General features: G+C 55.2%; 24 protein-coding genes and 1 tRNA gene. 17 read left to right on the top strand and 8 right to left on the bottom strand.

Translation table 11 applies throughout. The features are described from left to right. The 7 genes from FrondiHNR_RS08645 (at position 1) to FrondiHNR_RS08615 (ending at position 5229) form a co-directional block, all read left to right on the top strand. Positions 1–165: a hypothetical protein gene (locus FrondiHNR_RS08645; protein ID WP_279352378.1), complete on the top strand. Its 165-nt coding sequence runs from the start codon at positions 1–3 to the stop codon at positions 163–165. Next, entirely contained in the window at positions 166–435 is a 270-nt protein-coding gene (locus tag FrondiHNR_RS08640) for a GNAT family N-acetyltransferase (RefSeq protein WP_347567136.1), read from the top strand. It abuts the gene before it with no gap. Between the two features lie 213 nt (positions 436–648). After that, a complete protein-coding gene (locus FrondiHNR_RS08635) occupies positions 649–1551 on the top strand; it encodes a VOC family protein (protein WP_279352377.1) in 903 nt (300 codons plus the stop codon). 31 nt (positions 1552–1582) lie between these two features. Then, complete coding sequence (locus FrondiHNR_RS08630) at positions 1583–1933, top strand: hypothetical protein (RefSeq protein WP_279352376.1); 351 nt, start codon at positions 1583–1585, stop codon at positions 1931–1933. Then, complete coding sequence (locus FrondiHNR_RS08625) at positions 1855–2727, top strand: crosslink repair DNA glycosylase YcaQ family protein (RefSeq protein WP_279352375.1); 873 nt, start codon at positions 1855–1857, stop codon at positions 2725–2727. The genes FrondiHNR_RS08630 and FrondiHNR_RS08625 overlap by 79 nt, the downstream gene beginning before the upstream one ends. A gap of 394 nt (positions 2728–3121) precedes the next feature. After that, entirely contained in the window at positions 3122–3553 is a 432-nt protein-coding gene (locus tag FrondiHNR_RS08620; RefSeq protein WP_279352374.1) for a GNAT family N-acetyltransferase, read from the top strand. A gap of 392 nt (positions 3554–3945) precedes the next feature. After that, entirely contained in the window at positions 3946–5229 is a 1284-nt protein-coding gene (locus FrondiHNR_RS08615; protein ID WP_279352373.1) for an MFS transporter, read from the top strand. Here FrondiHNR_RS08615 and FrondiHNR_RS08610 read toward each other — a convergent pair. Then, on the bottom strand, positions 5132–5755 hold the full coding sequence (locus tag FrondiHNR_RS08610) for an NUDIX hydrolase (protein ID WP_279352372.1): 624 nt from the start codon (positions 5753–5755) through the stop codon (positions 5132–5134). The two genes, FrondiHNR_RS08615 and FrondiHNR_RS08610, sit on opposite strands and share 98 nt — an antisense overlap. A 574-nt stretch (positions 5756–6329) precedes the next feature. Here FrondiHNR_RS08610 and FrondiHNR_RS08605 point away from each other — a divergent pair. The 7 genes from FrondiHNR_RS08605 (at position 6330) to FrondiHNR_RS08575 (ending at position 15446) form a co-directional block, all read left to right on the top strand. Then, positions 6330–7775: a basic amino acid/polyamine antiporter gene (locus FrondiHNR_RS08605; RefSeq protein WP_279352371.1), complete on the top strand. Its 1446-nt coding sequence runs from the start codon at positions 6330–6332 to the stop codon at positions 7773–7775. Positions 7776–7813: 38 nt separating this feature from the next. Next, the gene (gene arcA, locus FrondiHNR_RS08600; RefSeq protein ID WP_279352370.1) at positions 7814–9070 is read left to right on the top strand and encodes an arginine deiminase; all 1257 of its coding nucleotides are present in this window, start codon (positions 7814–7816) and stop codon (positions 9068–9070) included. A gap of 199 nt (positions 9071–9269) precedes the next feature. After that, positions 9270–9938, top strand: coding sequence for an SUMF1/EgtB/PvdO family nonheme iron enzyme (locus FrondiHNR_RS08595; RefSeq protein WP_279352369.1), 669 nt, complete (start codon positions 9270–9272; stop codon positions 9936–9938). Positions 9939–10181: 243 nt separating this feature from the next. Next, on the top strand, positions 10182–12296 hold the full coding sequence (locus FrondiHNR_RS08590) for a hypothetical protein (RefSeq protein WP_279352368.1): 2115 nt from the start codon (positions 10182–10184) through the stop codon (positions 12294–12296). Positions 12297–12379: 83 nt separating this feature from the next. Next, positions 12380–12823: an effector binding domain-containing protein gene (locus FrondiHNR_RS08585; protein ID WP_279352367.1), complete on the top strand. Its 444-nt coding sequence runs from the start codon at positions 12380–12382 to the stop codon at positions 12821–12823. 98 nt (positions 12824–12921) lie between these two features. Then, positions 12922–13800 (top strand): AraC family transcriptional regulator, encoded by an 879-nt coding sequence (locus tag FrondiHNR_RS08580; RefSeq protein ID WP_279352366.1) that lies wholly within the window; start codon positions 12922–12924, stop codon positions 13798–13800. A 107-nt stretch (positions 13801–13907) separates the two neighbouring features. Continuing rightward, on the top strand, positions 13908–15446 hold the full coding sequence (locus FrondiHNR_RS08575; protein WP_279354512.1) for an MFS transporter: 1539 nt from the start codon (positions 13908–13910) through the stop codon (positions 15444–15446). A gap of 10 nt (positions 15447–15456) precedes the next feature. Here the strand turns inward: FrondiHNR_RS08575 and FrondiHNR_RS08570 are convergent, their stop codons facing one another. The 4 genes from FrondiHNR_RS08570 to FrondiHNR_RS08555 all read right to left on the bottom strand — a co-directional run bounded on the left by FrondiHNR_RS08570 (position 15457) and on the right by FrondiHNR_RS08555 (position 18053). Continuing rightward, positions 15457–15810, bottom strand: a complete 354-nt coding sequence (locus tag FrondiHNR_RS08570; protein WP_279352365.1) for a hypothetical protein — start codon at positions 15808–15810, stop codon at positions 15457–15459. Beyond that, positions 15786–16727, bottom strand: coding sequence for an MFS transporter (locus FrondiHNR_RS08565; protein ID WP_279352364.1), 942 nt, complete (start codon positions 16725–16727; stop codon positions 15786–15788). Before FrondiHNR_RS08565 ends, FrondiHNR_RS08570 begins: the two co-directional genes overlap by 25 nt. A 290-nt stretch (positions 16728–17017) precedes the next feature. Further along, a complete protein-coding gene (locus tag FrondiHNR_RS08560; protein ID WP_279352363.1) occupies positions 17018–17770 on the bottom strand; it encodes an arginine deiminase family protein in 753 nt (250 codons plus the stop codon). Positions 17771–17979: 209 nt separating this feature from the next. Continuing rightward, positions 17980–18053, bottom strand: a tRNA-Pro gene (locus FrondiHNR_RS08555). Positions 18054–18263: 210 nt separating this feature from the next. On the opposite strand from FrondiHNR_RS08555, the gene FrondiHNR_RS08550 reads away from it, so the two are divergent. Further along, positions 18264–18884, top strand: coding sequence for an asparagine synthase (locus tag FrondiHNR_RS08550; RefSeq protein WP_279352362.1), 621 nt, complete (start codon positions 18264–18266; stop codon positions 18882–18884). Between the two features lie 52 nt (positions 18885–18936). Here FrondiHNR_RS08550 and FrondiHNR_RS08545 read toward each other — a convergent pair whose 3' ends face one another. From FrondiHNR_RS08545 to FrondiHNR_RS08535, 3 genes are all read right to left on the bottom strand, one after another. Next, positions 18937–19743, bottom strand: a complete 807-nt coding sequence (locus FrondiHNR_RS08545) for an ABC transporter permease subunit (RefSeq protein WP_279352361.1) — start codon at positions 19741–19743, stop codon at positions 18937–18939. Beyond that, entirely contained in the window at positions 19740–20777 is a 1038-nt protein-coding gene (locus FrondiHNR_RS08540) for an ABC transporter ATP-binding protein (RefSeq protein WP_279352360.1), read from the bottom strand. Before FrondiHNR_RS08540 ends, FrondiHNR_RS08545 begins: the two co-directional genes overlap by 4 nt. 177 nt (positions 20778–20954) lie before the next feature. Next, on the bottom strand, positions 20955–22919 hold the full coding sequence (locus tag FrondiHNR_RS08535; RefSeq protein WP_279352359.1) for a sugar phosphate isomerase/epimerase and 4-hydroxyphenylpyruvate domain-containing protein: 1965 nt from the start codon (positions 22917–22919) through the stop codon (positions 20955–20957). A 193-nt stretch (positions 22920–23112) separates the two neighbouring features. On the opposite strand from FrondiHNR_RS08535, the gene FrondiHNR_RS08530 reads away from it, so the two are divergent. After that, positions 23113–23847 carry a Pr6Pr family membrane protein gene (locus FrondiHNR_RS08530; protein ID WP_279352358.1) on the top strand — a complete coding sequence of 245 codons (735 nt, stop codon included), beginning with the start codon at positions 23113–23115 and terminating at the stop codon, positions 23845–23847. A gap of 141 nt (positions 23848–23988) precedes the next feature. After that, positions 23989–25107 carry a DNA alkylation repair protein gene (locus tag FrondiHNR_RS08525; RefSeq protein ID WP_279352357.1) on the top strand — a complete coding sequence of 373 codons (1119 nt, stop codon included), beginning with the start codon at positions 23989–23991 and terminating at the stop codon, positions 25105–25107. The last annotated feature ends 101 nt before the right edge of the window (positions 25108–25208 follow it).

Here is a 25208-nt window from a genome sequence, read left to right as displayed (position 1 = left end):
GTGACGAGCATAAATATTACGACCAATCTTGATGAGATCAACCTCGATACTGTCCACGAGTGGCTATCCACCGACACTCATTGGGCAAAGGGGCGTTCACGTGAGACTGTTGAACGGGCGGCTCAATCGTCTCTTAACTTTGGCGTGCTGAGCGGAGATAAGTAGCTGATCGGATACGCCCGTGTGATTACCGACTACGCGGTCTTTGCCTGGTTGTGTGATGTTTATATCGCGCCCTCTGCACGCGGTAACGGTTTTGGTCTTGAACTTGCAAGGACGGTGGTTGAGACGCTTCAGGGGATGAACGTCGGCCGAATCTTGCTGTCGACCTCGGTGGCACGTGATCTTTATTCGAGGGTTGGGTTTGAAAGCTTCCAATCACCCGATGGAATTATGCAACTCTTGCGGAATCGCGCGTCAGTTCAGGTGGGTTGACAGCTATATACAAGAAGTAAAATTGGCCCTGTCCGACCCGCAGAGAGGGTTGAACGGTGGACTGCCTTGATAACTCTAGCTGTTACGTCGGGCGTATTGTTTTATAAATTATGTTTTTATGTTGATAGATGAGTGTGCCGTGATATCGTTGGTGAAGATCACAGTGATTGCAGTGCCCTGTTAGGGTGCGCTCTGACACCGGAAGAAGTGTTCATGCAAAAGATCGTTCCCAACATATGGTGCAATCGAAACGCGGAGGAGGCCGGTGTTTTCTACGCTTCTGTGTTCCCGGGCGCAACATCCCGGGTTGAATCGCGTTACCCCAGCGAGGGGCTTCTCGATTTTCAACGTGACTTTGCGGGTGAGCCGCTCACCGTTAACGTTGAGATCGAGGGCACGCGGCTTGTTCTCATTAACGCGGGTGACGAGTTCCACCCAAACCCCTCGATCTCCCTCGTCCTGAACTTTGATCCGCTCATGTTTGGTGGCGATGCCGAGGTGGCGATTGCCCAGATGAACAGCATCTGGGGTGCGCTCTCCGACGGTGGAACGGAGCTTATGCCGATTGGGGAATATCCTTTTAGTCCTCGATACGGCTGGGTGCAGGACCGTTACGGGGTGAGTTGGCAGCTCATGCTTACAAACCCCGAGGGTGACCCGAGACCCTTCATCATCCCCGCGCTGATGTTTGGGGGCGCGGCACAAAACCGTGCGGCTGAGGCCCTCGATCTATACACCGCGGTGTTTGAGGATGCCGCTATCGGAAACCGCTTCCCCTACGGTCAGCAGACCGGTCCTGCTACGCCGGACGCCCTGATGTTTAGCGAATTTCGGATAGGGGAGCAGTGGTTCGGCGCGATGGACTCCGGTGTTGAGCAGGACTTCTCCTTCACCTGTGGCGTATCGCTTGAGGTAAGCTGCGCGGATCAGCACGAAATTGATCGGCTGTGGGATGCCCTCTCCGCCGTCCCCGAGGCAGAACAGTGTGGTTGGTTAGCGGATCGCTTTGGGGTGAGCTGGCAGATTGTTCCCGCCAACATGAAGGAACTCATGGATCATCCAAATGCTTTTGAACACTTGATGGAGATGAAAAAGATCGTTATTGCCGATATCTAGTGAACCCGAATACTTCTGAGAGAGTGGTGTTGTGGTTGAAAAAGTAGATTCTCTCTCGCTCAACGAGGTTCGCAGGGCCGCCGTTAACGCCCAAGGGCTTGCCGTGTGCTCGGAGTCGGCTCCCGAAGTATCCGACACTATCGATTCTTTAGGATGCGTGCAGATAGATTCGATGTGGGCACCAAGACGTGCTCACGAACTGGCCCTTTTAGTGCGTGGCGTCACGATTACCGACGTCGACTCTCTGATGCTGCCGCGTGACCAAACGCTTACCTTTGAGTCGGGGGACACGCGCACTCCATCATGGGGCTGGAACTCTGGCCCCTCCTTGAGTGGCGTCGCAGGCGCATTCGTCAGGGAGGGTGGCGCGGCCCCAAAGTAAAACGCGAGTCTCTCGCGAGGGTCAGAGACCTTATCACCGCCGAGGGTCCCAAAACGCTGAGTGACCTGGACAGCGCGAGGGGGAGCGGTTGGGAAAGGCAATCGCCGGGTCGATGGGCGTGCGAGTGGATGCTGAGCGTCGGAGAACTGGCGTGTGTGCAGCGTGATTCCCGATGGCGGCGAGTGTACTCACTCAGCGCCGCGGTGATTCCCGAGCCCCTGCGGAGTCAGGATCTGGATGAGGAGGAGTGTTTTCGGCGGCTTATTGACATCAGCCTGAAGGCTTTAGGGGTGGCAACCGTGTCCAGCATCGCAGACTATCTTCGGTTGCCCAAGAGGGCTGTCAGTCAGGTTCTTGGTGATTCGTCGTATCGCAGGCTGAGAATCGAAAAATCAGCGGAGATCTGGTACGGCCACGACTCCCTCGACACCTCGGTCCCGCGGGATACCTCGATCATCACGGCACTCTCACCTTTTGACTCTCTGGTGTGGACCCGCCCTCGGCAGCAAGAAATCTTTGGGAAAGACTATCGTCTCGAAAGCTATAAACCAGCAGACAAAAGAGAGTTTGGTTACTACGGGATGCCCCTCTTGCAGGGGGAACAGATAATAGGCCGGATAGCGGTACGAAGAAACGCTCAAAAATTGCTCATTGAAGCACAGGAACTTGACAATCCTGTGGCAACTGTGGACTATGAACAACTACTGGGCACTCTGCTCGAGTGGTCGGGCTGCTCTGAGATCTCCTTAAGCACCGCCCGCCATAAGAAAGAAAAACATCACGATTACTTGTGAGGTGAACTCCGCGCTGTTATGTAATGGAACTCTGTGAAGCCTTTACCTTCTCCGTTTTGTTTTTGCTATTGTCTGGGCAGTGCTGTTATCCTCCATCGCGATGAGCACGGGTCCACTGCTGACAACTCTTCTGATTCTCTACCCGCTTGCTGACGCGCCTGCTGTTTTGTGGCAGTTGCGCTCCGAGAAACGTGCACCACGCCCATAGTAGGAAATCAACAGGGCTTCTATAAAACTCGTGTTAAGCAGACCACTGGGAGCCGGGTGAACGAGAAGATGTTTTCTCAATGAACGATCTGCTAATCGGTGTGGGATGTAGGGTTGTGATGAGGTTGTTTTGTAGTAGAAGACAGGCAAGTCTCGAGTGCTCGATTCTGTAAACGTGGAGGTTTAGATGATCATTCGAGAACTAGCGCAGGGTGAAACCGCTCTGGCCTACGTGGTAATGCGGTCCCTGCGTCCTCACCTCAGCGATGAGGAGAGCTTTGTTGTGCAGGTCGGTACCCAGCGGAATAAAGGGTATCGACTTGCGGGTGTTTTTGACGAGGACGCTGAACATGCCCGTGCGGTGGCTGGATTCAGGTTTACCACAAGCCTGGCGTGGGGTTATCACTGCTACATTGACGACCTCGCGACCCTGCCGGAGGCGCGGGGGAGAGGGTACGGCACGGGCCTGCTTCGCTGGGTTCACGATTTAGCGAAGGCGGAGGGGGCCTCACAGGTTCATCTTGACTCGGGAACCCAACCCGAGCGGCAGGATGCGCACCGACTGTACTTTCAAAACGGTTACCGGATTAACTCGTTTCACTTTAGTGCGCCGGTCTAGCCGTCTGTGTGATACTTGGTGAAAGCTATTCGAAGCACTTACCGTGACAGGACTATTGCAGTGATGCATCTCGCGTAAAACAACAGGTGACTAAGACCACAATCGATACGGCCGGAACTTCTCCGTGTCTGTAATTTTGCTACGTAAAAAAGTAAGAAGTGAGTGTAGCGTGTTCTTCCGCGTGGGCCACTCAAGATGCTTTCCAGCGTGGATAACTCAAATGCTCTCTCGTGTTGACAACCCAATATTTGTCTCGGCTGATTGTTTGGGTTGAGTCCGGGAACCTTTCTTGCAGCGAGAGAATCGATTTGTTGTGCGCGAATAAAACGCAATCGCGGAAGTTTGATGCTGGTTTGGTCACGACAACCCCAATTGATCAGCGAGAACGAGTAGTGAATAACGCACCTTTTATATCTAATAATCCGGAAACGTCCCCCAAAGCCCCTCGAAATGACGCGCTACTGCGGCTAACCGTCTCGGTCTTCTTTTACCGATCGGCCGGTGCAATGCTGGGTGTCGCCCTGCCCTTTTGGGCTATCACATATTTTGGCTTCAGCCTCGCAACGGGAATTGCGCTTGCGATGCGGCTCGTTCCGAACGTTCTTCTGGGCGTGGTTGTGGGTTATTGTGTTGATAAGTGGGAACCTCGTACGGTGGCATTGGTGACGGGGTTGCTCCAATCAATAATGATCGTGCTCGTTCCGTTTATGGGCTCTCTCTCGCACTTGCAAATACTCCTGCTGCTTGAGGGGGTAGTGTATATGTTTGGTTTCCCCGCGAGGATGGCCCTGCGTCCCATGGTGATTCCCGTGGGAAGTGAAACCGCTGGCAATTCCTGGATCATCACGGCGGAGAGACTGAGCTCAGTTCTTGGGCCGGCGGCGGCGGGTGTTCTCATTGCCGCGCTGGGAATACAGAATAGTTTTTTCATCCCCGGAGTGCTCAGCGTAATCGGAGCGTTGCTGATGATCGGCATGAAGAAAAGGGATTGGACAAGCTCTTCATCACCGCGGGAAATCCCTCAGGGTGAGCTCTATCAGATGGTCGTCTCCGGGCCAAAAGCTCTGCTGCAGGTCGTCTACAGGGACAAAATGTTACGGATGATCGTGTTGACCTCGCTGAGCTATGTTGCCGCTGTTGCCTGTGGGGAAATTTTTGTGGTGGCTTTAGCTCGAGAAATCTTTGCCGATATACCCGGGGCAAGTGGTTGGATTGTCGCGGCGATGGGTTTTGGGGGTGTTGTTGGTGCGCTTTTAAGCGGGATGCTGGGACGTTTCCATCCGGGAAGACTCTATTTTTTCAGTAATCTCTTGGAGGCGGCGGTGTGGATGTCTCTGCCCTGGATCGAAAATTTCTCCTTGTTTCTGGGGGTAATGATCATTGCGGGTGTCATGGAATCAGTGGCAACGGTTGTCTACTTTTCCGAGGTTCAGCGTCGCTTACCGGAGAGGATCACGGGACTCTTCTACGCCTCGTTCATACCGCTCACCGACTCGTTGGGAGTAGTCGGGGTGCTTGTGGCTCCCGCGCTCTTAGCGGCAACCGACCTGGCTACGGGCGGGGTCGCTGTGGGCGTGCTCATAGCGGTTCCGGTGATCCTCTGTGGCGCTTGGCTTGTACCGGCGCGTTTGCTTCCCGCTCCCTTTGCAGATACTCAAGAGCCATCATCGCGTTAAGCCGGTGATACCCCTGCTCCAGATGCTCCGACCGGAAGGTGTTTAACGGCACCTGCTTGACACGGATGGCTTCACTCGGATCAAGCTTTTGCGGGTCAGAGGGCGTGCAGTTGGTGGCGAGAAAACTGTAGATGCGGTTGGTGTGGTTGCCCCAATTGGTCCACACCCAACCGAGGTTGATGAGCTGTCCGGGCTTGAAGCCCGTTTCTTCACGTAGCTCACGGATTGCGCCGGCTGTCGCGTCACTGTCGCGCTCTTCCTGCGCGCCACCGGGTAATCCGAGGGCCACCAGGCCGGCGCCGTGATGGTACTCCCGGGTCAGGAGGAGGTTGTTGTTGGTATCGATAGCAAAGATGGATACCCAGTCTGGGTATTCAAGGATGTAGTAGGGGCTTACGGATACGCCATCTGGGGTTTGGCAAGTGTCTGCTCGAAGAGATATCCAGCTGTCTCGAATCACGTACTTGCTTGAGTTGATGCTCCAGGCCAACTGGTTGTCTATATCAGTGTAGGAAGAGGTTGCCATGCTACGGAAGCTTAGCGAGGGGGTGCCGGGAAGACGACGTTACGTGGAATAGAGTAGCTTCTTTGGTCGGGAAGGGGATGCGTGTTTATGTTGCAGCCTCGCACGAGTAAACACAGGAGCGACCTGAGGCGAAGCGCTGGGAGCGGCTCCACGAGGGGAGCTTCACCGGGCGGCCCGAGATAGAGTAACGACCTTGGTCCTCAAGATATTGAGTATGAAACTGCCTGAGAGAGCTTGCTCTGCAACCGCTTTCAGCGCTATTGTTTGTATCAAGATTTCTTAAAGATATGTGCATTTAATATATTTAAGAATTATTAAAGTGCAGATTGGTTTTGTGTCTTTCTGAATTGATGTGATGACGTGACAAGGGAGACGGGTGAATGAGCTTCAGGGACTATTTGTGGCTGAGCACGACCCCGTTATTATTCTTCGTTCTTCCATTGGCGTCCGCGGTTAGTCTGCGTGAAAGCTGGAACCTGTCCGGTCGAGGGAAGACGCTGCGGTTGATGCCCGCCAGGTTCGTTGTTTGGAGACGGAAACTGAGGTCTTTGTTATTAGCTGTTAGGGCATTCTCATGAGTGATGATTCTCGTACAACCGGTAGTGTCGTAACAAAGGTTAGCCTGCTTGCCCTGACCGCAATGGTTGTGGGGTCGATGGTTGGCGCGGGGGTATTCTCGCTTCCGCGTCGATTTGCGCAGGAGACCGGTGTCGCCGGAGCCTTGATCGCGTGGGCGGTGGCTGGTGCGGGTATGCTAATGCTCGCGTTTGTGTTTCAGCGCCTTGCGATCCGCAAGCCCGATCTTGATGCGGGTGTCTACGCATACGCCAAGGCGGGTTTTGGTGAGTATACGGGCTTCTTCTCAGCAGCAGGCTACTGGGCTAGCGTGTGTGTGGGTAACGTTACCTATTGGGTGCTCATCATGTCGACGCTGGGGCAGTGGTTTCCAGGGCTTGGTGCGGGCGATACGATCTTGGCCATGTTGCTCTCGTCGGTGGGGTTATGGCTGTTTTTTATTCTGGTGCGAAGAGGAATCAAAGAGGCTACGGCGATCAACCTTATTGTGACGATTGCCAAGATCGTTCCGATCATCGTTTTTGTGCTGCTGGCACTTTTTGTTTTTGATCCGGCGGCATTTGCGGCCAACTGGGGTGGGGCCGACTACGCTGGAAACCTCTTTGATCAGGTTCGCGGCACGATGCTGATCACGGTTTTTGTGTTTCTCGGGGTTGAGGGTGCAAGCGTTTACTCCCGGCACGCCAAACGTCGCGAGCACGTTGGGCGTGCCACAATCCTTGGGTTTGCGAGTGTGCTCGCGATCTTTGCGTCCGTCACGATCGTGTCCTACGGCATTATGCCGATGGCCGAAATCGCGGAGTTGCGCCAGCCCTCTATGGCCGGTGTGCTCGAAGCGGCCGTGGGGCCGTGGGGCAGTGTCTTTGTTGCGGTGGGGTTGATTATTTCTGTGCTCGGTGCCTACCTGGCCTGGACACTCATGGCGGCGGAGGTGCTGTTTGTTGCCGCTAAGGATCGTGACATGCCACGGTTCCTGGCGCGACAGACAGATCGGGATGTGCCCGTGAACGCACTGCTGCTAAGCACCCTGCTCTCGCAGGTGGTGCTGGTGGTGACCTATTTTTCTGAAGACGCGTTCGACTTTGCGCTCGATATGGCCGCCGTGATGACGCTGATCCCGTTTCTACTCGCCGCACTATACGCTGTAAAGCTCCGACTCACTCGCGAAACCTACGACGGGGCTAAGCCCTCAACGCTCCGAGGAGATCTCCTCATCGGAATTCTTGCCACGCTCTACACGGGATTCCTGGTCTTTGCGGCCGGGGTAAGCCTAGTGCTGATCTCCTTCATCTTTTACACTCCGGCAACAATTTTGTTTGTTATGACCCGTCGTGAACAGAAACGACGCGTCTTTAGCCCGGGTGAACTGGTGCTGTTTGTGGTGGTTACGGTCATCGCAATTGTGGCCGTTATCGGTCTCGTGACCGGATGGATCACACTGTAGCCGGACACACTTAACACCGATCGAAAGGAGTTCAGACCATGACTGAACAAGCTTCTACCTCCATCAAACACGGCGTTTACTCGGAGGTGGGTCGTCTACGGAAAGTACTGGTGTGTTCGCCAGGTCTTGCACACGAGCGGCTCACCCCCACTAATTCCGATGAGCTACTCTTTGACGATGTTATGTGGGTCGAGAACGCCCAGCGCGACCATCTCGACTTTGTCAACAAGCTGACCAATCGTGGAGTGGAGGTTGTGGAACTACACGACCTGCTCGCCCAAACCTTTGCTATGCCCGCTGCTCGAGAGTGGTTTCTGGATCGTGTGGTCACCTCCAACAGGGTTGGTCTGGGGCTCGTGGAGGGAACCCGGGCCTACCTGGACTCTTTGTCGGAGCGTGACCTATCGCGATTTGTTATCGGCGGATTAGCAACGATGGACTTGCCCACCGATTACCGCACGGACTACGTGAGCCTGGCTCGGGAGTCTACCGGCAATCGAGAGTATCTCCTGCCGCCGCTGCCCAACACGCTGTACACGCGCGACACCACGTGCTGGATCTACGGCGGACTCACACTCAACCCCCTGTACTGGCCCGCACGCCAGGAGGAAACCCTCCTGATGAAAGCGATCTACACATTTCACCCGGAGTATCGGTACTCAACCGTGTGGTGGGGCGACCCCGAGTTAGAGTGGGATCGGGCAACGCTTGAGGGCGGTGACGTCATGCCCGTCGGGAATGGTGTGGTGCTTGTGGGAATGAGTGAGCGCACATCTCGCCAGGCGATCACACTGCTGGCCAAGTCTCTGTTTGAGGCCGGTGCTGCCGAACAGGTTGTTGTTGCCGGGATGCCCAAATTGCGAGCCGCAATGCACCTCGACACGGTGTTCACCTTTGCCGACCGCGACCTGGTCACCGTTCATCCGGCAATTGTTGATGGCATTCATGCGTTTACACTGCGGCCATCAGACCGCGAGCCGGGGGTGGAGATCACCGACGAGGGGGATACCCCGTTTGTTGATGTGGTAGCTCGCTCGCTCGGACTGCCGCGGCTCCGCGTGGTAGAAACAGCGGGGGATGCGTACGCATCCGAGCGGCAACAGTGGGACTCGGGAAACAACGCCGTTGCCGTCGAGCCGGGCGTTGTTTTTACCTACGACCGCAACACCCTCACCAATGCCGCTCTGCGTCGGGCCGGCGTTGAGGTCATCACTATTGTTGGCTCCGAGCTTGGCCGCGGTCGTGGCGGCGGGCACTGCATGACCTGCCCCATCGCGCGCGACCCGCTCGACTAGGGTCGCACCTAATCGGATTGTGCTCGACTCTGTAGCGTCATAAAGCAGTCTCAACTTATACATTCGGTGGTGCTCCGGGATAAGATGTTGATCATGTTCCCTGACTCCATAGAGATGGCGACAATCCCGGCGGGATCAATCGATCTGGTGGATGCACGATCACGGAGCACACGGTCGGTAGAACTTGAGGGGTTCTCACTTGCGCGAACCCCGATCACCTGGGCGCAATGTTCCTCGACCAGCGGAGAAGCGCCGCCCCGATTGGGTAAGCGAAGAATCACCCGTTCACTCCGTCTCGTGGCTGGGAGCGATCGTGTGGTGCAACGTCCTCTCGGCTGCCTCTGGTCTAGCACCCGCCTACTCCATAAAACAGGATGCGGTGAACTGGGAAGTAACCTCCCCGGGTTATCGGCTCCCGACAGAAGCCGAGTGGGAGTGGGCTTGCCGGGCAAACACCACGGCCGCGCACTACGGTGAGCTCGAGAAGATCGCTTGGACGAGTACCGACTCCGTGGAGAGTGCGCAACCCGTGGCACAAAAGACCCCCAACGACTTCGGCCTCTACGACATGCTCGGCAATGTCTGGGAATGGTGCTGGGATTATGTAGATCCCGCACGCTACGGCAACTACCGAGTATTTCGCGGGGGAGGCTGGCTGGATAAGCCGTGGAGCGTGCGGGCTTCGGTGCGTCGGGGCAGTATGCCAGAAGCCGATTTTAATGACGACCTTGGATTCCGGGTGGCGCGTGGTGGGGTGGGTGTTGCGGGTGTGGCTGCTGCACAGGGCTGGTCGCATCTGGTGGATGTCGAGCGGTCTCGTGTGAGCGGTTTTATTCCCTTTGGGTGGACGCCTCTGCGGTTGGAGTAGGGGTTTCGTAACTGTACGTGTATTGCCCACAGATTCTCTTGATCCAGACCAACGACGCTCCGGTTGATGCCTACCCGTCAGTAAAAACGTGAAGGGCTATCTGGTCGCGGGTACGGCATTTGTGATAAAGCGTTCAGTGAATTCGAAGGATTAACTTTGGAAAATTACTTTTCTTTGAGGTTTTCTATCCTGTAGTCTTCCTAAGTTCGTAATTTTTTACGCCGATAGTCACTGAGGGGAACTGTGATTTCGCATCTCATTCGAGTTAAATACTCTATTGTCTGTGCAACGTTTTTTGCCGTTATCGTTTCAAGTTTTATTGTTGCCGGTTCGGCCTCGGCTGTAACGGCACCATCGTCTGAGCTTGCCTGGCCTACCCCGTCAAGCGGTCCTACCTCGGGAGGCACACGGGTTAATGTGGAAGTCCCTGGTGGGTACGTGTCTACCGATAGCGGGTCGATGCACTCGGTAGCGTTGGGTGCCGATGGAACCGTGTGGGCCTGGGGCCATAACGAAAACGGTCAGGTGGGCGTTGAGACGGGTCGTGTGCCACAGTATGAGCTGCCCGTGCAGGTAACCGGTTGGGGTGACCGCACGATAGTAGAGATATCGGTTGGTCAGGAACATACCCTGGCGTTGGCTGCGGACGGAACCGTGTGGGCCTGGGGGCTCAACCGGAACGCGTCGCTTGGTGATGGCACCCGGGTCAATCGAACCACTCCGGTGCAGGTCACCGTGCTTGAGGGTCGTGCCGCAACCCGGGTATTTGCACGAGGAGGCTCCTCCTTTGCGTTGACCGAAGACGGAACACTGTGGGGATGGGGGAGTAATTTTCGCGGTGATTTAGGTAACGGAACCATCGACCCCTCCGCAGGCGATCCGCAAATGCACGTTACGCCCGTTATTGGATTGGACGGTCACACGGTTGTGCAGATGGCATCGGGAACGGGAGCTGGTACCTTCGCCCTGATGGGGGACGGCACCCTGTGGTCGTGGGGTAATAATAGCGGCCAGCTTGGCGATGAGAGAACGGGAGACCGCTCTATTCCCGAGCAGATCATGGCTCTGGACGGGCATAGAATCACAAAAGTAACGGGTGGCATACATCTGCTGGCGTTGGACTCGGAGGGTGCAGTCTGGACGTGGGGCCTGAATATTTTTGGGCAGCTTGGTGACGGAACAAAAACGGATAATCCCACCCCCACGCGGGTCGCCGCGCTGAGCGGGCAGAAGATCATGGATATTAACAGCGGCCTCTACCACTCGATTGCTCTCGACACCAATAACACCGTGTGGACCTGGGGGTACAACGGCTCTGGCCAGCTTGGTGACGGAACCCGGAGTAACGACCAGGTGCTTCCCACTCAAGCGGTTGGTCTTCTTGCGGGGACGCTCACCCGCGTGGACGGGGGAGGAACCTCCTCCTTTGCACAGGACTCAAACGGTGCTCTCCAGGGTTGGGGAGAAAATACTCGGCTGCAATTGGGGGCCATCACCGGTGTCAACCTGAGGAATACACCGGTTCGGGTGGAGCTTCCCACACTGACGCTCACGGTGTCGGAGGTCCTTTTTGGCGGAATTTCCGGTACTGAAACGACGATGGTGGGGCAAAACCAGGCTACGGTGATCACCCCGGCCCACGCAGCCGGACCGGTGGATGTAAATGTAAAAACGACTCGCGGAGACGGAACGAGCGGACCTACTTTTGAGTACCCGGGAGGATTTGTCTACATTGGTTCTGCCCCATCCGGAAAAACGGATTTGGTTGTGTCGATTGAGGGGCCGGATGATGCGGTTCAGCCCGGTCTCACCCACGACTACACCGTGTCGGTGGCAAACTACGGGGGTGGCGCGAAGGAGGTGACTCTGGTCTTTGAGGTTCCCGTCGCGGCCACCATTTCTTACGTACCATCCTCGGACGAGGAACCTGTCAATACTGTCTTGTTCGCAGACTGTGTTCCTCAGGATAATCTCTCTTTCTGCGAGATCGGAGACCTTCCTGCCGGGGAGACCTGGACGGGTGTTTTTGCGGTGACCACCATCGACTCGCCCTCTTCCGAGCAGACGCTGCGTTCAGAGGCCGTAGCGGATTCAATCACCGAAGACGTGAGCCCCGAGACCCGCACAACAGTTCACGAGGTGGGTTTCTTGTCCGACTTCAGACCGGAAGATCGCGAGCGAGGAGATACAACTATTGTGCAGGACGGGGAGGGTAAAAATAGTGCCGGCTTGGAGAAAGCTGACAAGCTTGCCCGCACCGGACAGGATTTTGAGCCCCTTTTTCTCCTCGCTATGGGGGTCGTTATTGTGGTGTTCGGGAATCTTCTTTTGGTTTTGAGGACTCGACGCCGCATCTAGCCGCGTTCAATTTTGTTGTGAATAGGGGCAATTTTTTCAGGACAGCACAAATTGTAAAGCCCTCCCCGGGTAGCGTGTGGGGTATGACAACTTTTGTAAATGACCCAGTTACGATTATCGGTGTTGAGCTTCGCACGACCAATGCGGACTCTGCCGCGACCATCCCCCCGTTTTGGGATGAGGTGAGCGGTTCGGGAATACTTGCGAGTATCCCCGGGCGGCTCTCGGAGGATACCTATGCCCTGTATAGCAACTTTGAAAACGCGGGGCAGGACAATAACGGCTTTTACTCACTCATCATTGGTGCGGCAGTGAAATCTGATACTCCCGTTCCGGACGGGATGACCCTCGCCGTGATTCCAGCATCCGTTCGCGAGGTATTCTCCGTTCGAGATAATGACCGGCACAACGTTGTTGAAGCGTGGCAGGAAGTTTGGGCGCGTACTGATCTGGCGAAGACCTATCTGTGTGAGTACGAACTCTACGCCGCAAACGGCGAGATTACCGTAAACATAGGCGTGCGTTAGGATTTTCCTATAGTGGCTGGGGCAGGCGAGACACGTCCTGGCCACTACGACGCTATTACCCCAGACATGTCTGGTAACGCTTGAGAGAGGAAAATGCGGTGAGGCCGTCCCAGTGGGTCGACTATGAAGAACGATTCGATGTTGTGGTGTCCCATATTTACGATAATCTGCACCGTCCGCTTGATCTTCCGAGTCTGGCCGATGTTGTCGGGCTTTCTGCCCAGCACTGGCATCGTGTCTTTACCTCGGCATTTGGAGAGTCTATTGTTGCTCTGGTGAAACGCTTGAGGATGCAGAAAGCTTCTCATCTGCTGGCTAACAGCTCGATTGCGGTTTCTCGCATCGCGGTGGAGTGTGGATACCCCAGTGTGCAGTCGTTTACACGGGCGTTCAGCGCCACCTACGGAATGCCACCCGCTCGTTACAGGAATGAGGGCTCACACTCTGAATTCCGACGTGCCCGTGCGCAATTTGATCCTAATTCTTTTAGTGTTGATATTAGGGAAATTGCGTCTATTGACTGCCTCTCGGTGAGCCAGAAGGGTCCCTACCTGACAATAGGGCAGGCTTTTACCGATCTGGCTGTTTGGTACTCCTCGCACGGACTTGACCCAGATGCTCAGCGTTATCTGGGAGTTTATGGCGACGACCCGACGGCCAAGAAGGAAAGCGATCTGATCTCGCACGCGTGTTTTGTGCGACCCCAGACTCTCGTGGGTGCTCCTGTTCCCGTCGCTCCCGATGCTGCCGTGGTGCGTGAGCTCACGATCGAGGGTGGCACGTACGCGGTGCTGCGATATCGGGGACCCTACGCTGACATGCGTTCGGTCTACGAGTGGCTATTCGGATGCTGGGTAATGTCGTCCGGTTATGCGTTGGCCAATCGCCCCCTTGTGGAAGACTACCTGAACAAGCCTAAGGATACCGCGCCGGCCTCTCTTGAAACAGAGATGTGGTTGCCGCTCCAGGATCGCTAAGTCTCTTTGTGCTGGGGAGAACTTATCAATATACTTTTTACTGTACCGGGTAGACGGTATAGTTATTTTATTCCGTAGCGATACTCTATTTTAGAAATTAGGTGACCATGCCTCGTGCGCTTGAAAACCAGCCTCCTCAACGTGCCGGTGTCAAAGAGTGGCTTGCCCTGGGGGTATTGACCCTTTCGGTGTTGCTCATCGCGGTTGACAACACGGTGTTGAGTTTTGCTTTGCCTCAGATTGCAGAAGCGCTGGAGCCTACCGCAGCTGGGCAGCTATGGATTATCGATAGCTACCCTCTGGTGCTGGCAGGATTGCTCGTCAGTATGGGAAGTCTGGGTGACCGTATTGGCCGACGTCGAGTCCTCCTGATTGGGGCAACCGGCTTTGCTCTGGTCTCAGTGTTTGCTGCCTTCTCTGCCAGTGCGGGCCAGCTTATCGCCGCACGCGCGGCCCTCGGCTTTTTTGGGGCGATGCTTATGCCCTCCACACTTTCATTGCTTCGCAGTATTTTTGTTGATCGTGAACAGCGTCGACTTGCTGTTGCGATTTGGGCCACCAGCTTTGCTGCGGGAGCTGCCCTGGGCCCACTCGTCGGTGGAGTCTTGCTTGCGCACTTCCATTGGGGTTCTGTCTTCTTGATTGCGGTTCCAATTTTGATTCCTCTTCTCATTGGCGTGCCCCTCCTGGTGCGGGAATCGCGTGATCCGAACCCCGGGCCGCTTGACCTCCTGAGTATCCTGCTCTCGCTGGTGGCAATGGTTGGTGTCGTCTATGCGATCAAGCATTTTGCCAGTGAAGGATTTGATGTAGTCGGTGTGATATCTCTCCTGGTGGGCGGTACGTTTGGTTATCTCTTTGTGCGTCGACAGTTACGGCGTCCGATACCTTTACTCGACGTGAGACTGTTTAAGAATTCGCTGTTCAGCGGTGCTATTTTGGTTAACCTTCTCATTACGATTGCACTGGTGGGATTTCTCTTCTTCGTGTCGCAGCACCTTCAAACTGTGCTCGGATTCGACCCCGTTACGGCAGGTCTCACCCTCCTTCCGGGGTTGATGGTCTTGGTTGTGGTGGGGATTGTTGTTGTTCCGTTAGCGAGTAAAGTTTCGCCACATATAGTGGTAGCCATCGCGCTGCTTTTTGCAGCGGCCGCGTACCTTCTACTGGCGATAGGTCCCGACCATCCGAGCAGGGAAGTGGTTCTTATTGCGGTTATTCTGCTTGGAGTGGGAATAGGTGCCGCCCAAACAGTTTCAAACGACCTCATCCTGAACGCGGTGCCGCCCAATAAGGCAGGTGCAGCCGCAGCGGTGTCGGAGACGGCCTATGAGATGGGCGCCGTTTTGGGAACGGCCCTGCTGGGGGGAATCCTCACGGCGAACTATCGTATGTCTCTGGTCTTGCCGGAGGAATTAGCCCCAGAAGATGGAGCGGCCGCCCGGGAAACGCTTGCCGGTGCCTATAATATGTCGGAGCAGATCGGAGGCGAGCTGGGCAGTAGGCTCATGGCCTCTGCGGTGGAAGCGTTTGAGAGTGGTGTCACCATAACCGCAACTATTGGAGCCCTGCTGATGGTGATTGCATCGTTTATGGCCTGGAAAAAACTCCGTAGCCGCACCGATACTGGCTCTTTTGAGCGGTGATGCTACAGGGTTACCGCACGCGTAGAAGTGCCGGTCCGAGAATGCAGAGAATCGCAAGTTCTCCAATCGCAGCAACCCACAGTGCTGTTGGAATACCAAGATTCTCGCCGATAAAAGAGACGATCAGGGCACCGAGAGGTAGGCTGCTCATTATTGCAACCCGAGCGCTTGCATTGACTTTCCCGAGGGAGCCCGGGGGCGTGAGCTTTTGTCGAAGAGTTACAAGTGCAATGTTGATGATCGGGGTTCCATAGCCAATTAAAATCTGTGCGATGAGGACGAGGGCCAGTGGAATACTGGTCCAGATCGAGAGTGCAAGCAGGAGCGTTCCCAGTGTCGTTACGGTAACCCAAGACCAACGCATTGGCCCTCATGAAACCTTCGGGCCCAGTACGGGTAGGTTATAGCCCCACCGAGAGCACCAGCGCCGGCAAGCGCGACGCTTATGCCAAATATTACGGGGTCATAGCCTAGCGTACGAGTAACAAAAAGAATGAAGAGTGCGCCTACTCCAGCCACAAAAATGTTTAGAAATGCTCCGGACGATACAACCAGTCGAATCTGGTGTGATCGCCAGACGAGTTTCAGTCCGGAGAGCAGGTCTTCGAAAATCTTTGGCTTGGACGAGTTATGCTCACCGGGGGTGCGGGGGAGTGGTCTGTAGCGCCCGGGCAGGAGAAGCAGTGCGATGAGGGCAATAAGAAAGGTGGCCGAGTTTATTGAGACGAGATACTCGGGTTTGTATACAGTGGCGAGTGTTCCTCCAAGAAGCGGACCCGCGAGCTGCGCAATGGAACGGATGAGTTCCAGGCGGCTATTTGCGAGGCCGAGCAGGTCTATGGATACTAGGTCTGGAACATAGGTCTGATAGGCAATGTCGAAAAATACGTTACAGATTCCCACCAGGAAAGCAATAATGATCAGGAAAGGAATCGTGAGGTGTCCCATGAGGGCGAGGACGGGGATCATGGTAATCAGGAGTGCACGTAGCGCGTTACAGATCACCATGATCTTCCAGCGACTGGTGTGATCTGTGATCGTTCCGGCTAGTAGGCCAAAGACGATGATGGGTAACCATCCGACCGCGCTGAGCACGCCGATCATGAACTCGCCCGAGTGCAGTGTGAGAACAGCGATGAGGGGTATCATGATCGAAGCGATTTGAGTACCAAAGAGGGAGAAAGATTCCCCCGCGAGCACCAGCCGGAAAGCCCCGGGCAGTTGCAGTCTTTTTGTTGATTTTTCTTGAGATGCTGGTTGCCGGTGCATCGGGGAACTCATACTCTTACGTCGAGTGAGGGGATGACTATCGTGACGTTTTCTCGATCCGGGTCACGCGGGAGAGCGGTGGGGTGCCCCGTATGTGCTACACGTTGCTGTTTGTGGCGAGTTATCACAGGGGCTTTAAAAGGTGTATCAACATTGGCGCCTTTTCTGATCAGAACGATGAACTGAAGGTTCAATGTTACCTGATCGGAGCCCTGGGAATGCTTGGACTCTCACTCGCACAAAGTAGGCCGAATCAAATCTTACTTATTTGAAAATCTCATGTATTGATTTGTGCCCGATCTTTAGGGTGGCGCGTCTGTCTCCGATGCTTTTCCGCGGCGTAATGGAAGCGTGGCGCAACGGAACCCGCCTGGGAACTTGGTGACCTCTGAGAAATCGATAACCACGGTTTCGACCCCGTGTGAGTGGAGGGCTTGCTCAAGGGCTTGTGCTTTTCGATCGATGATGATGCGATTCGGCGCAAGCGCGACGGTATTGACTCGAAGTGAGCGAGCGTCATCGTCGGTTGCCTCGATGATCTCGAATCGTGCGGCGAGTTCTGCTCGAGAATGTGGTGTCAATGCGGCGGAGTGTACATATGCGAGGCCCGGGCCTACCAGGGTGAATTTCGTGTCTAGGTGCACCACTCCACGTCCGGAGAACTCGATTGGAATGATTTCACGTTTGATGCCCGCCTGTTTCATTGCCTGTCGCAACGCTGTTACCCCTTCCCTATTGGAGGCCTCGCTCAGTCCTACGAAAACTACGCTGTCACTCACGATCACGTCGCCGCCTTCAATAAGCCCGTTCTCAAGACGCTCTACCCGAGAGAAGCTCGAGAGCATCGATTCCAGCGCGCGCTGCTCTTTTTGTCGAATCGGATCGCGGGATCGGGCGAGGAATAGTGTGTCATCGATAGCGAACGCAATGTCCCGTGGGTATAGCTGTATCGAGACATCGGGCAGGTTCTTAAGAACGTGTACTTTAGTACCGAAGTCGCGAAGCACCTGGATGAAGGCGGCGTGCTGGAGCTTCGCTATTGAATGGTTTGGCACCGCAACTCGATGGATCCGGGCGTTGTTGTATGCGGGGAAACCGAACTGGAGACTCCTCGGCTCGATCGTCGTGCGATGAAGCCCCCGCCACAATCCGAAGCCCCCCCAACATGGCACTGACAGAAAACAGTGAGGTTAAGACGGTTTCAAAAACCTCGAAAGCAGAAGGGACGGTCAGCAGGGCCGAAGTTATAACTTCGGCCCTTTAGTCGGGATGACAGGATTTGAACCTGCGACCCCTTGACCCCCAGTCAAGTGCGCTACCAAGCTGCGCCACATCCCGTTATTGCCAAAGGCAACTTAGTTATCTTATCCATAAAAGAGGGCTGGATGCTAATTTATGGGGGTATCAAAATTTTTATTGTTACGCAGCCCCAATGTCTGTGGCTTCCAGTAGGCTCGACTTATATCCGCTATCGTGCCGGTGGTGCCCATTTTGTGTGAGTAGCGCGGATCTGTGTCTCGTAATGTCGATGGGAGGTAGCGGTGAGCGATGGCTTTATTTCGTAAGCATAAGCGTAAGCGTTTAGCTGATAGACCGTATGTTGGTGTTCCCGCCGAGGTTGCCTCTATAGAAGAGGTGGTCAGTCAGGGAATGATGATTGCCGAGGTTGCCGTGCGTATGGCTACCAAAAACTTCATCATCATCAACGCTATGGGCGACCAATCGGCATATAACGAAGAAGTTGTTATGGAGACGGTCCGTGATGAGCTTGAGGCTCTTGCAATTGAGAAACATGCCGATGCTCTGCGTATCGCTGAGGTGCGTATTCAGCGCGAGGGTTCAGTTTCGCAGTGGGTGAGGCACCAGAACCACGCCGCCGAAGAGATGAGCCAGCTGGCTCGTCGGCAGCAGTCTTATCAAATGCTCGCAGAAGAGCTCGAGAGGCTCTACGACGACGATGACTACGTTCGCGAAACCGCTGAAAAGGCTCGTCAAGATGCCTGGCGTGAGGTGAGCCGTTCGTTTGAAATTATGCTCACCACCGAAAAGACCAGGCTAGTGAGAGACGCCGAATACTGGAAAAAACGTGATGCCCGCATCAAATATCTGATAGAAAAAGACCTGGCAAAACTTGCTAAACGTCAGGGTCGACGGTCGACACCTGAGTAAAAAGTTGCCGCCCGAGTAAAACCGGAGCGGATAAGGTGGTGGTGTTTTTGTGCTACCTGCCCACATCCCGTCTGTTAAACGTAATAACCGCTACCAGAACGAGCAGTATCCCACCGCCATAAATTAACGCAAGTCCGCCGAGGTCCCACCCGTTGGTGAGCGGTTGGTTGCGAAACGCCCACGAATACGGTGAGAAACTCTTCAGCCACTCCACACTTTGTGTCTGGTTGCCTACGGCATTAAAAACGTATCCCACAACGGCCACAAAAGTGCCTCCCAGCAGGGCCCAGGTACGACGTCCACTGGTTGCACCAACCGCTAACGACGCGCACGCGAAGAGCAGCGCCACCCCGCACAGGGCAATAACCCCCGACAGTACGTTGCCTGCGGAAAGTTTGAGGTTGGAGGGGCCGTTCAGGATCAAGACGGTTGCGAGAGTAACCAGGCCCAACGCCCCGATCCTGACCACAATGGAGGCCACACGTTCTAGCACAAGCTGTGTGCGGCTCACACCGTGCGCGAGAGTAAGCTCAAGGGTTCCCCGCTCCTCGTCACCCGCAATCGAGGCTGTTCCCCAACCGATACCCGCAATCGAAAACAACAAAAATCCCATCAAACCAAAAAAGGTGGTCTGTGCATAACCCGAGCCGGTAAAGATATTGTTGTAGCCGAGCGTGTTCACGAGTTCTGACGGAAGCTGATGAATGAGTTGCTGCATTCCGGAGCTGCCCCCGAGGGAGGGAAAAAGGGGCAGATACAGCGAGAGGGCCGCAACCAAACCAACCGACCAGCCGATCAGAGAACGCCAGGACTCGTGCAACGAGCGACGCAGCAGAGGTAGCCTTGTGGTGGCGCTCATGATCCGGTCTCCTTCGTGAGAGAACTAGTGATCTCGGCATCCGACTCGCTATACAGTGTGAGAACAGCATCTTCAAGATTAGGCGTTTCGATGCTGATATCGTGCACATGTAGTCTTGCAATGGTCTTGAGGAAGGTGTCGGGATCACCCGCGAGAGAGCCCGTTATCGAGAGTAGGCCGGGGGAATCCGCAGAGCCTGCGGAATCGGTGGAGTCGGGGGAGGTGGCGGGCGTGAGAGAGCTGACGGGCTCTCTGCTCACCTGTAGATCGCGTAGCTCGGGTAGCGAGCTAAACAGGGTGTGGATGTGCTCCAGGACATCCACACCCTGCGGCTCCGGGGCTATAGCGACCAGCGCTCGGATGCGTCTCCGAGCCACGGCTCGGAGACGCTCAACGGTGCTCGTGGCTACCACATGCCCCGCACGAAGTATCGCAACCTCGTCGGCTACCTGCTCAATCTCGCTCAGCACATGAGACGAAAGAAAAACGGTCTGTCCAGCATCCCTAGCTTCGCGAACCAGGTCAAGAAAAATCTGCTGCACCAGGGGGTCGAGACCGCTGGTGGGCTCATCAAGTACCAACAGCTCCGGTTGATGCATAAAAGCTTGGATGATGCCCAGTTTTTGTTTATTACCCTTGCTGAGGCTGCGCACCGGCACGTTCAAGTCTAGGTTGAGGCGTTCTGTAAGCGACGCGATCATGCCGGGTCGCACAGTACCGCTGATGCGCGTGTAGTGCTCTAGGAGTGCGTGCCCCGTTACGCGACCCTCAAGAATGAGCTCCCCTGGAAGGTAGCCGATCCTGCGGCGGAGACTTATCCCGCCGCCACGCGGGGACTCGCCCAGTACCCTCACTCTTCCCGAAGTGGGGCGCATGACGTCGAGCAGAATACGCATGGTGGTAGTCTTACCCGCACCGTTGGGGCCAATAACACCAAACACCCCGCCGCGCGGAATATTGAGATTTACCCCGCGAAGAGCAAGACGTGACCCAAACTTTTTAGTGAGGCCCTGCGTCTCTACCGCGGCACTCATGAGTTCTCCCGAAAACGAGGCAATGCGCTGGTGAGGGCGTCCGGATGCTTTGAGGGTTGGGAGAAGCGCACGCGGGGGGTGCTAAGGATCCAATGAAAGATTGAATACATGTTCATATGCTAAACATTTGTTTATGGGGCTGCAAGGGGATGTTGAGAATATTCGACAACAGACTGGCTATGTTGTGTGCTGGGCGGCCAAACGCACAGGAGCGTTGGCGGCACCATAACCCGCATAACCGTTGCGACGCTCCACCACCTCAAAAAACAGATTGTCAACCGTTGCTGTGTAGAAGTGGAGATATTCGCCCCGCTCATCCCGGTCATAGAGCAGATTAAACTCGCGCATAGTGTCGAGCGTCTGCAAAGGCAAGTCGTAGCGGGCCTGAACATCCGCGTAATAGTTTTCGGGAACGGGCAAAAATCGCATCCCCCGATCGCGCGCTCGCCGTGCCACCGATACCACATCACCGGTAGTAAAAGCGATGTGTATTGGGTGATCCGATGGCTGCTTGATCTCTGCGAGTGGCGGTATGAGGCTAAACAGGAGCCGCACCGCACCGTTCTCAGAACTCACGGACTGGCTACGCACCAACCCGATAAGCCCAGCTACATCCTCCGTGGCCTGGGGGTGCAGCGAGAGAACACTGCTATAAAACAGAACGGCCTCGTCAAAGTGCTGCCACGAGTGGGTGAGATTGATGTGATCGATACGTTCGATCAGGGGTGGGGCCCCGGATGCGTTGGTTGATCTTCCGGATCCGGTGGGCGCATTCTCAGACACAGTAGGCGGCTCTCCGACAACCCCAACTGTAGAAGTTGAACTCGCAGAGAATGCTGTTGTCCACGAAAGGTTTTTTACGCTGGCATCGCACAGGAACACATCGGTGCCGTCGGGAGCTTGAATCGCCCGGCTGCTCTGCGCAGAGGGGTGCGCGCGAAGCCGTATCGCTCTCTCCTCGGAGACCCCGGGGTCTGCCACCGTAAATCCCACGGCAACAATCGCAGGGTCGTTAGATTGCTCTACCGGGGTCCTTACAATAATGCGCGCCTCACCCTGTGCCCACAGCTGTGCGGGGGGTTCTGGGCGAGTGCCAATCAGGGTGAAGTCGAGTTCATGCAGCAATTTTTTGATCGTGTGTGGATGTGCCGTGTTCACCTCAATAAAGTTCATTCCCAGTGGTTCCGTAACCAAAGGAAGGGCTTGTAGAGTTCCCGAGGCCCGAATAGAACCCGCATCCCTCGCTGCGGAAGGCGTGCCCGGTACCCGGAGTCGGCCACTCGAGTATTCGGACGTACCGAGCGTGTGTGCGTTATCCAGGCGGGACAGTTCCGCCAGGGTTTGATCCTCTAGCCAGACCAGGGAGCGCATCGCGTCGAGCGCGGTTCTTGTGCTGTCGACCTGTCGAAAGACATCGTTAAAAACTTCTAGGGAGAGAGGCCCCGAATATCCGGCTCGAATCACGTGAGACATGAAGCTGCCGAGCTGAAACGTTCCCTCACCTGGGAAATTTCTGTGGTGGCGACTCCACGAGAGCACGTCCATGGTGAGGGGTAGGGCGTCCGCCAATTGAACAAAGAAAATTTTATCGCCGGGAATCCCTTCGATTCCTAAAGGGTCGTGCTGCCGGGAGAGGATATGAAAGCTGTCAAGGCAGACCCCAATATTGGGATGGGAGGCCGCTTCAACGATGCGATACGAGTGCTCGTAACCGTTGACAAAACGGCCCCAGGCTAGGGCCTCATAAGCAACCCGGATACCGTAGCGCTCGGCAATCTCGCCCAGTCTGTACAGCTGGCTTGCGGCAAGTGCATCATCGTCAATGACGGCGGTTGCTACGTTGCTGCACAGCAGCAGGGTATTGATGCCGAGCTCATCCATGAGTTGAAACTTGGCCTCCGCCTGACGGAGATTTGCTCTGAACCGCTCCTCTGTAACACCCTCTAAATCACGGAACGGTTGGTAAAGATAGAGAGTAAGCCCAAGGTCGGTGGCCCTCTTACGAATCTCTTGAGGGGTCTCGGGAGACACAATCAGGTCGGGTTCAAAGAGTTCGACCCCGTCAAAACCGGCCTCTGCCGCGGCGCGGAGTTTGCTGGCTATTGTTCCGCTGAGACAGACTGTAGCCAGTGATTTTTTCATAGATATCTCCTTGAGACAAATCCTGAGGCGCTATTCAATATTTGAATCATGACATATATGCTCATAGTACTGACTTTTGAATCTTCCCGGTGAAATACAGATAGCCTCTGAAATGATCCGAGATATCGATGGTCAGTCTGAGGGCAGGCCGTGACAATCAGACCTGACAGTGATGTTGGTACAGGAGCGTAAGATGACCGTTGTGACGAAGAGAAGAACAGTGCTTATCTGGGCGCTTATTCGCTTGCTCATGAGCGCCCTCATAGTGGCTGCTGTTATTGGGCAGCTCACGGTGAGCATAAATTTCTGGCAGAAAAACCCTCTGAGTGACATTCCTTTCCTTCTGGTGGGATTTTTTAGCTTTTTCACCATCGAATCCAACATTTTTTCGGCCATCATGTTGGTTGTGCTGGCCTGGCTGGGATACCGCAACCGGGCCCACCCCACCTGGTTCTCAATTATTCGTGTGTCAATCGTGACGTATATGGTGATTACCGGCCTGGTTTACAACTTGCTTTTGCGAGGGATCCCATTGCCGCAGGGGTCCACGCTCGGCTGGTCAAACGAGGTTTTCCATGTGTTTGCCTGCATCTACATTCTGGTCGATTGGATCTGGGGTCCCGATCCCGTCAGAATTGCGTGGCGCTCGCTGTGGTGGATAATCTCCTTCCCCCTCGTATGGGTTACCTATACGCTCCTCCGCGGCAGCTTTTCGATTGACGCAAGAACCGGGGAACACTGGTATCCCTACCCCTTCCTGAATCCGGCAAACTTCGATAACGGATACGCGGGGGTTGCCGTGTATGTTGTTGCGATAGCGGCGGCGATAATCCTCGTGGGGTCTCTGATGATTTGGATAAGCCATCTGCGGATTGCACTCTCTACGCGGGGGAGCGTGGTGGCTGAACCTGAAATCGATAGGCATTAGCGGTCGTTTTGTTTGCAGAGCCTTAGCCTGCGGAATAGTGTGGAGCGTCCGTCGAGTCGAGAAGGTGTGCTAGCATCGCAAGGGTCTATTCGAATATATGTTCGATATTTGTGGTTTGTAATCCAAAAGGAACGGTGCCCTATGCCCACTGCTGATGAATTGCTTGGTATCGAACAGGTGGGTGAGCTACGCAAAATTCTTCGGGCGTCTTCTGCAGAGGTGCCGGGTCGAGGCATTGGGGAAGCTTCGGCCCTGCTTGGGATCGGCGACCAACTCGCGGATACCCCACTCAAGCAGAGGGTCGACAACATCGCCGCTGCTGTCCTGTCGGACCTTGTCGGTTCTTTTTCATATCGCGCCGCTGTTATTCGTCAGGCACTTACGCGTGACGATTTTCACGGGTGGATGATCTGGCCTGTGAGCGAAGCGGTGAGTGCCGCTTCACTAGAGGATGCCACTCCCGAAGGTTTTGACCAGGGTATGTATCTGCTTGCTGATCTCACGTCGCGGCTAACCTGTGAGTTTGCGATCCGGCCGATGCTCAACGCCAACCTGGAGCGCGCACTACCCATTATTCGTGAGTGGACAATGCACCCCGACGAGCACGTGCGTCGCCTTGCGAGCGAGGGAACCCGCATGTTTCTTCCGTGGGGGAGGAGGGTTCCCGAGTTGACTCGCCAGCCTCGGATTACCCTGCCGATTCTCAACGCCCTTTACCGTGACCCCAGTGATATGGTGAGGCGCTCGGTCGCAAACCACCTGAACGACCTCAGCCGCAACAACGCCGATATTGTGCTGGAAACAGCGGCCATGTGGTTGGCAGAACCCGACAAACACACCGTGCGGGTTGTGAGGCACGCGTTGCGAACCCTGATCAAGCGCGGTGATCAGGGTGCCCTGAGCCTCATGGGCTTTGAGGCTTCTGATGATGTGGTGACAGAGGGTCCGTTCATTGCGACCGAAACTGTATCCGTGGGAGGTTCTCTGCCCTTTAGTCTGGCCGTTAAAAACAATGGAAAATATGCAGTGTCGGTGATGGTCGACTACGTTATTCACCACCAAAAAGCCAATGGGACACAGAGCGCAAAGGTGTTTAAGCTGGCCACAAAAACGGTGGCTCCCGGCGAACGCATCGAGTTTCAGAGGAAACACTCCTTCGCTCCCCTCTCCACCCGCACCTACCACCCGGGTGAACACTCTATCGAGGCTCAGGTGAATGGGGTACCCCTGGGTAAGACCTCCTTCATGCTCACCGTTTAGGATGCTGCGTATGGTCCCTAGGGAGTGTAATTTTACGCCCGAGGATACGAACAGCGTGGAGCGTTAACGCCCGGTCAGTGAGGTAAATCAAAAGTTGTTCG

This window comes from Lysinibacter sp. HNR, assembly GCF_029760935.1.
Classification (GTDB): Bacteria; Actinomycetota; Actinomycetes; order Actinomycetales; family Microbacteriaceae; genus HNR.
Note: the sequence above shows the minus strand (reverse complement) of the source record. Positions and strands in the feature narration are given on the sequence as shown.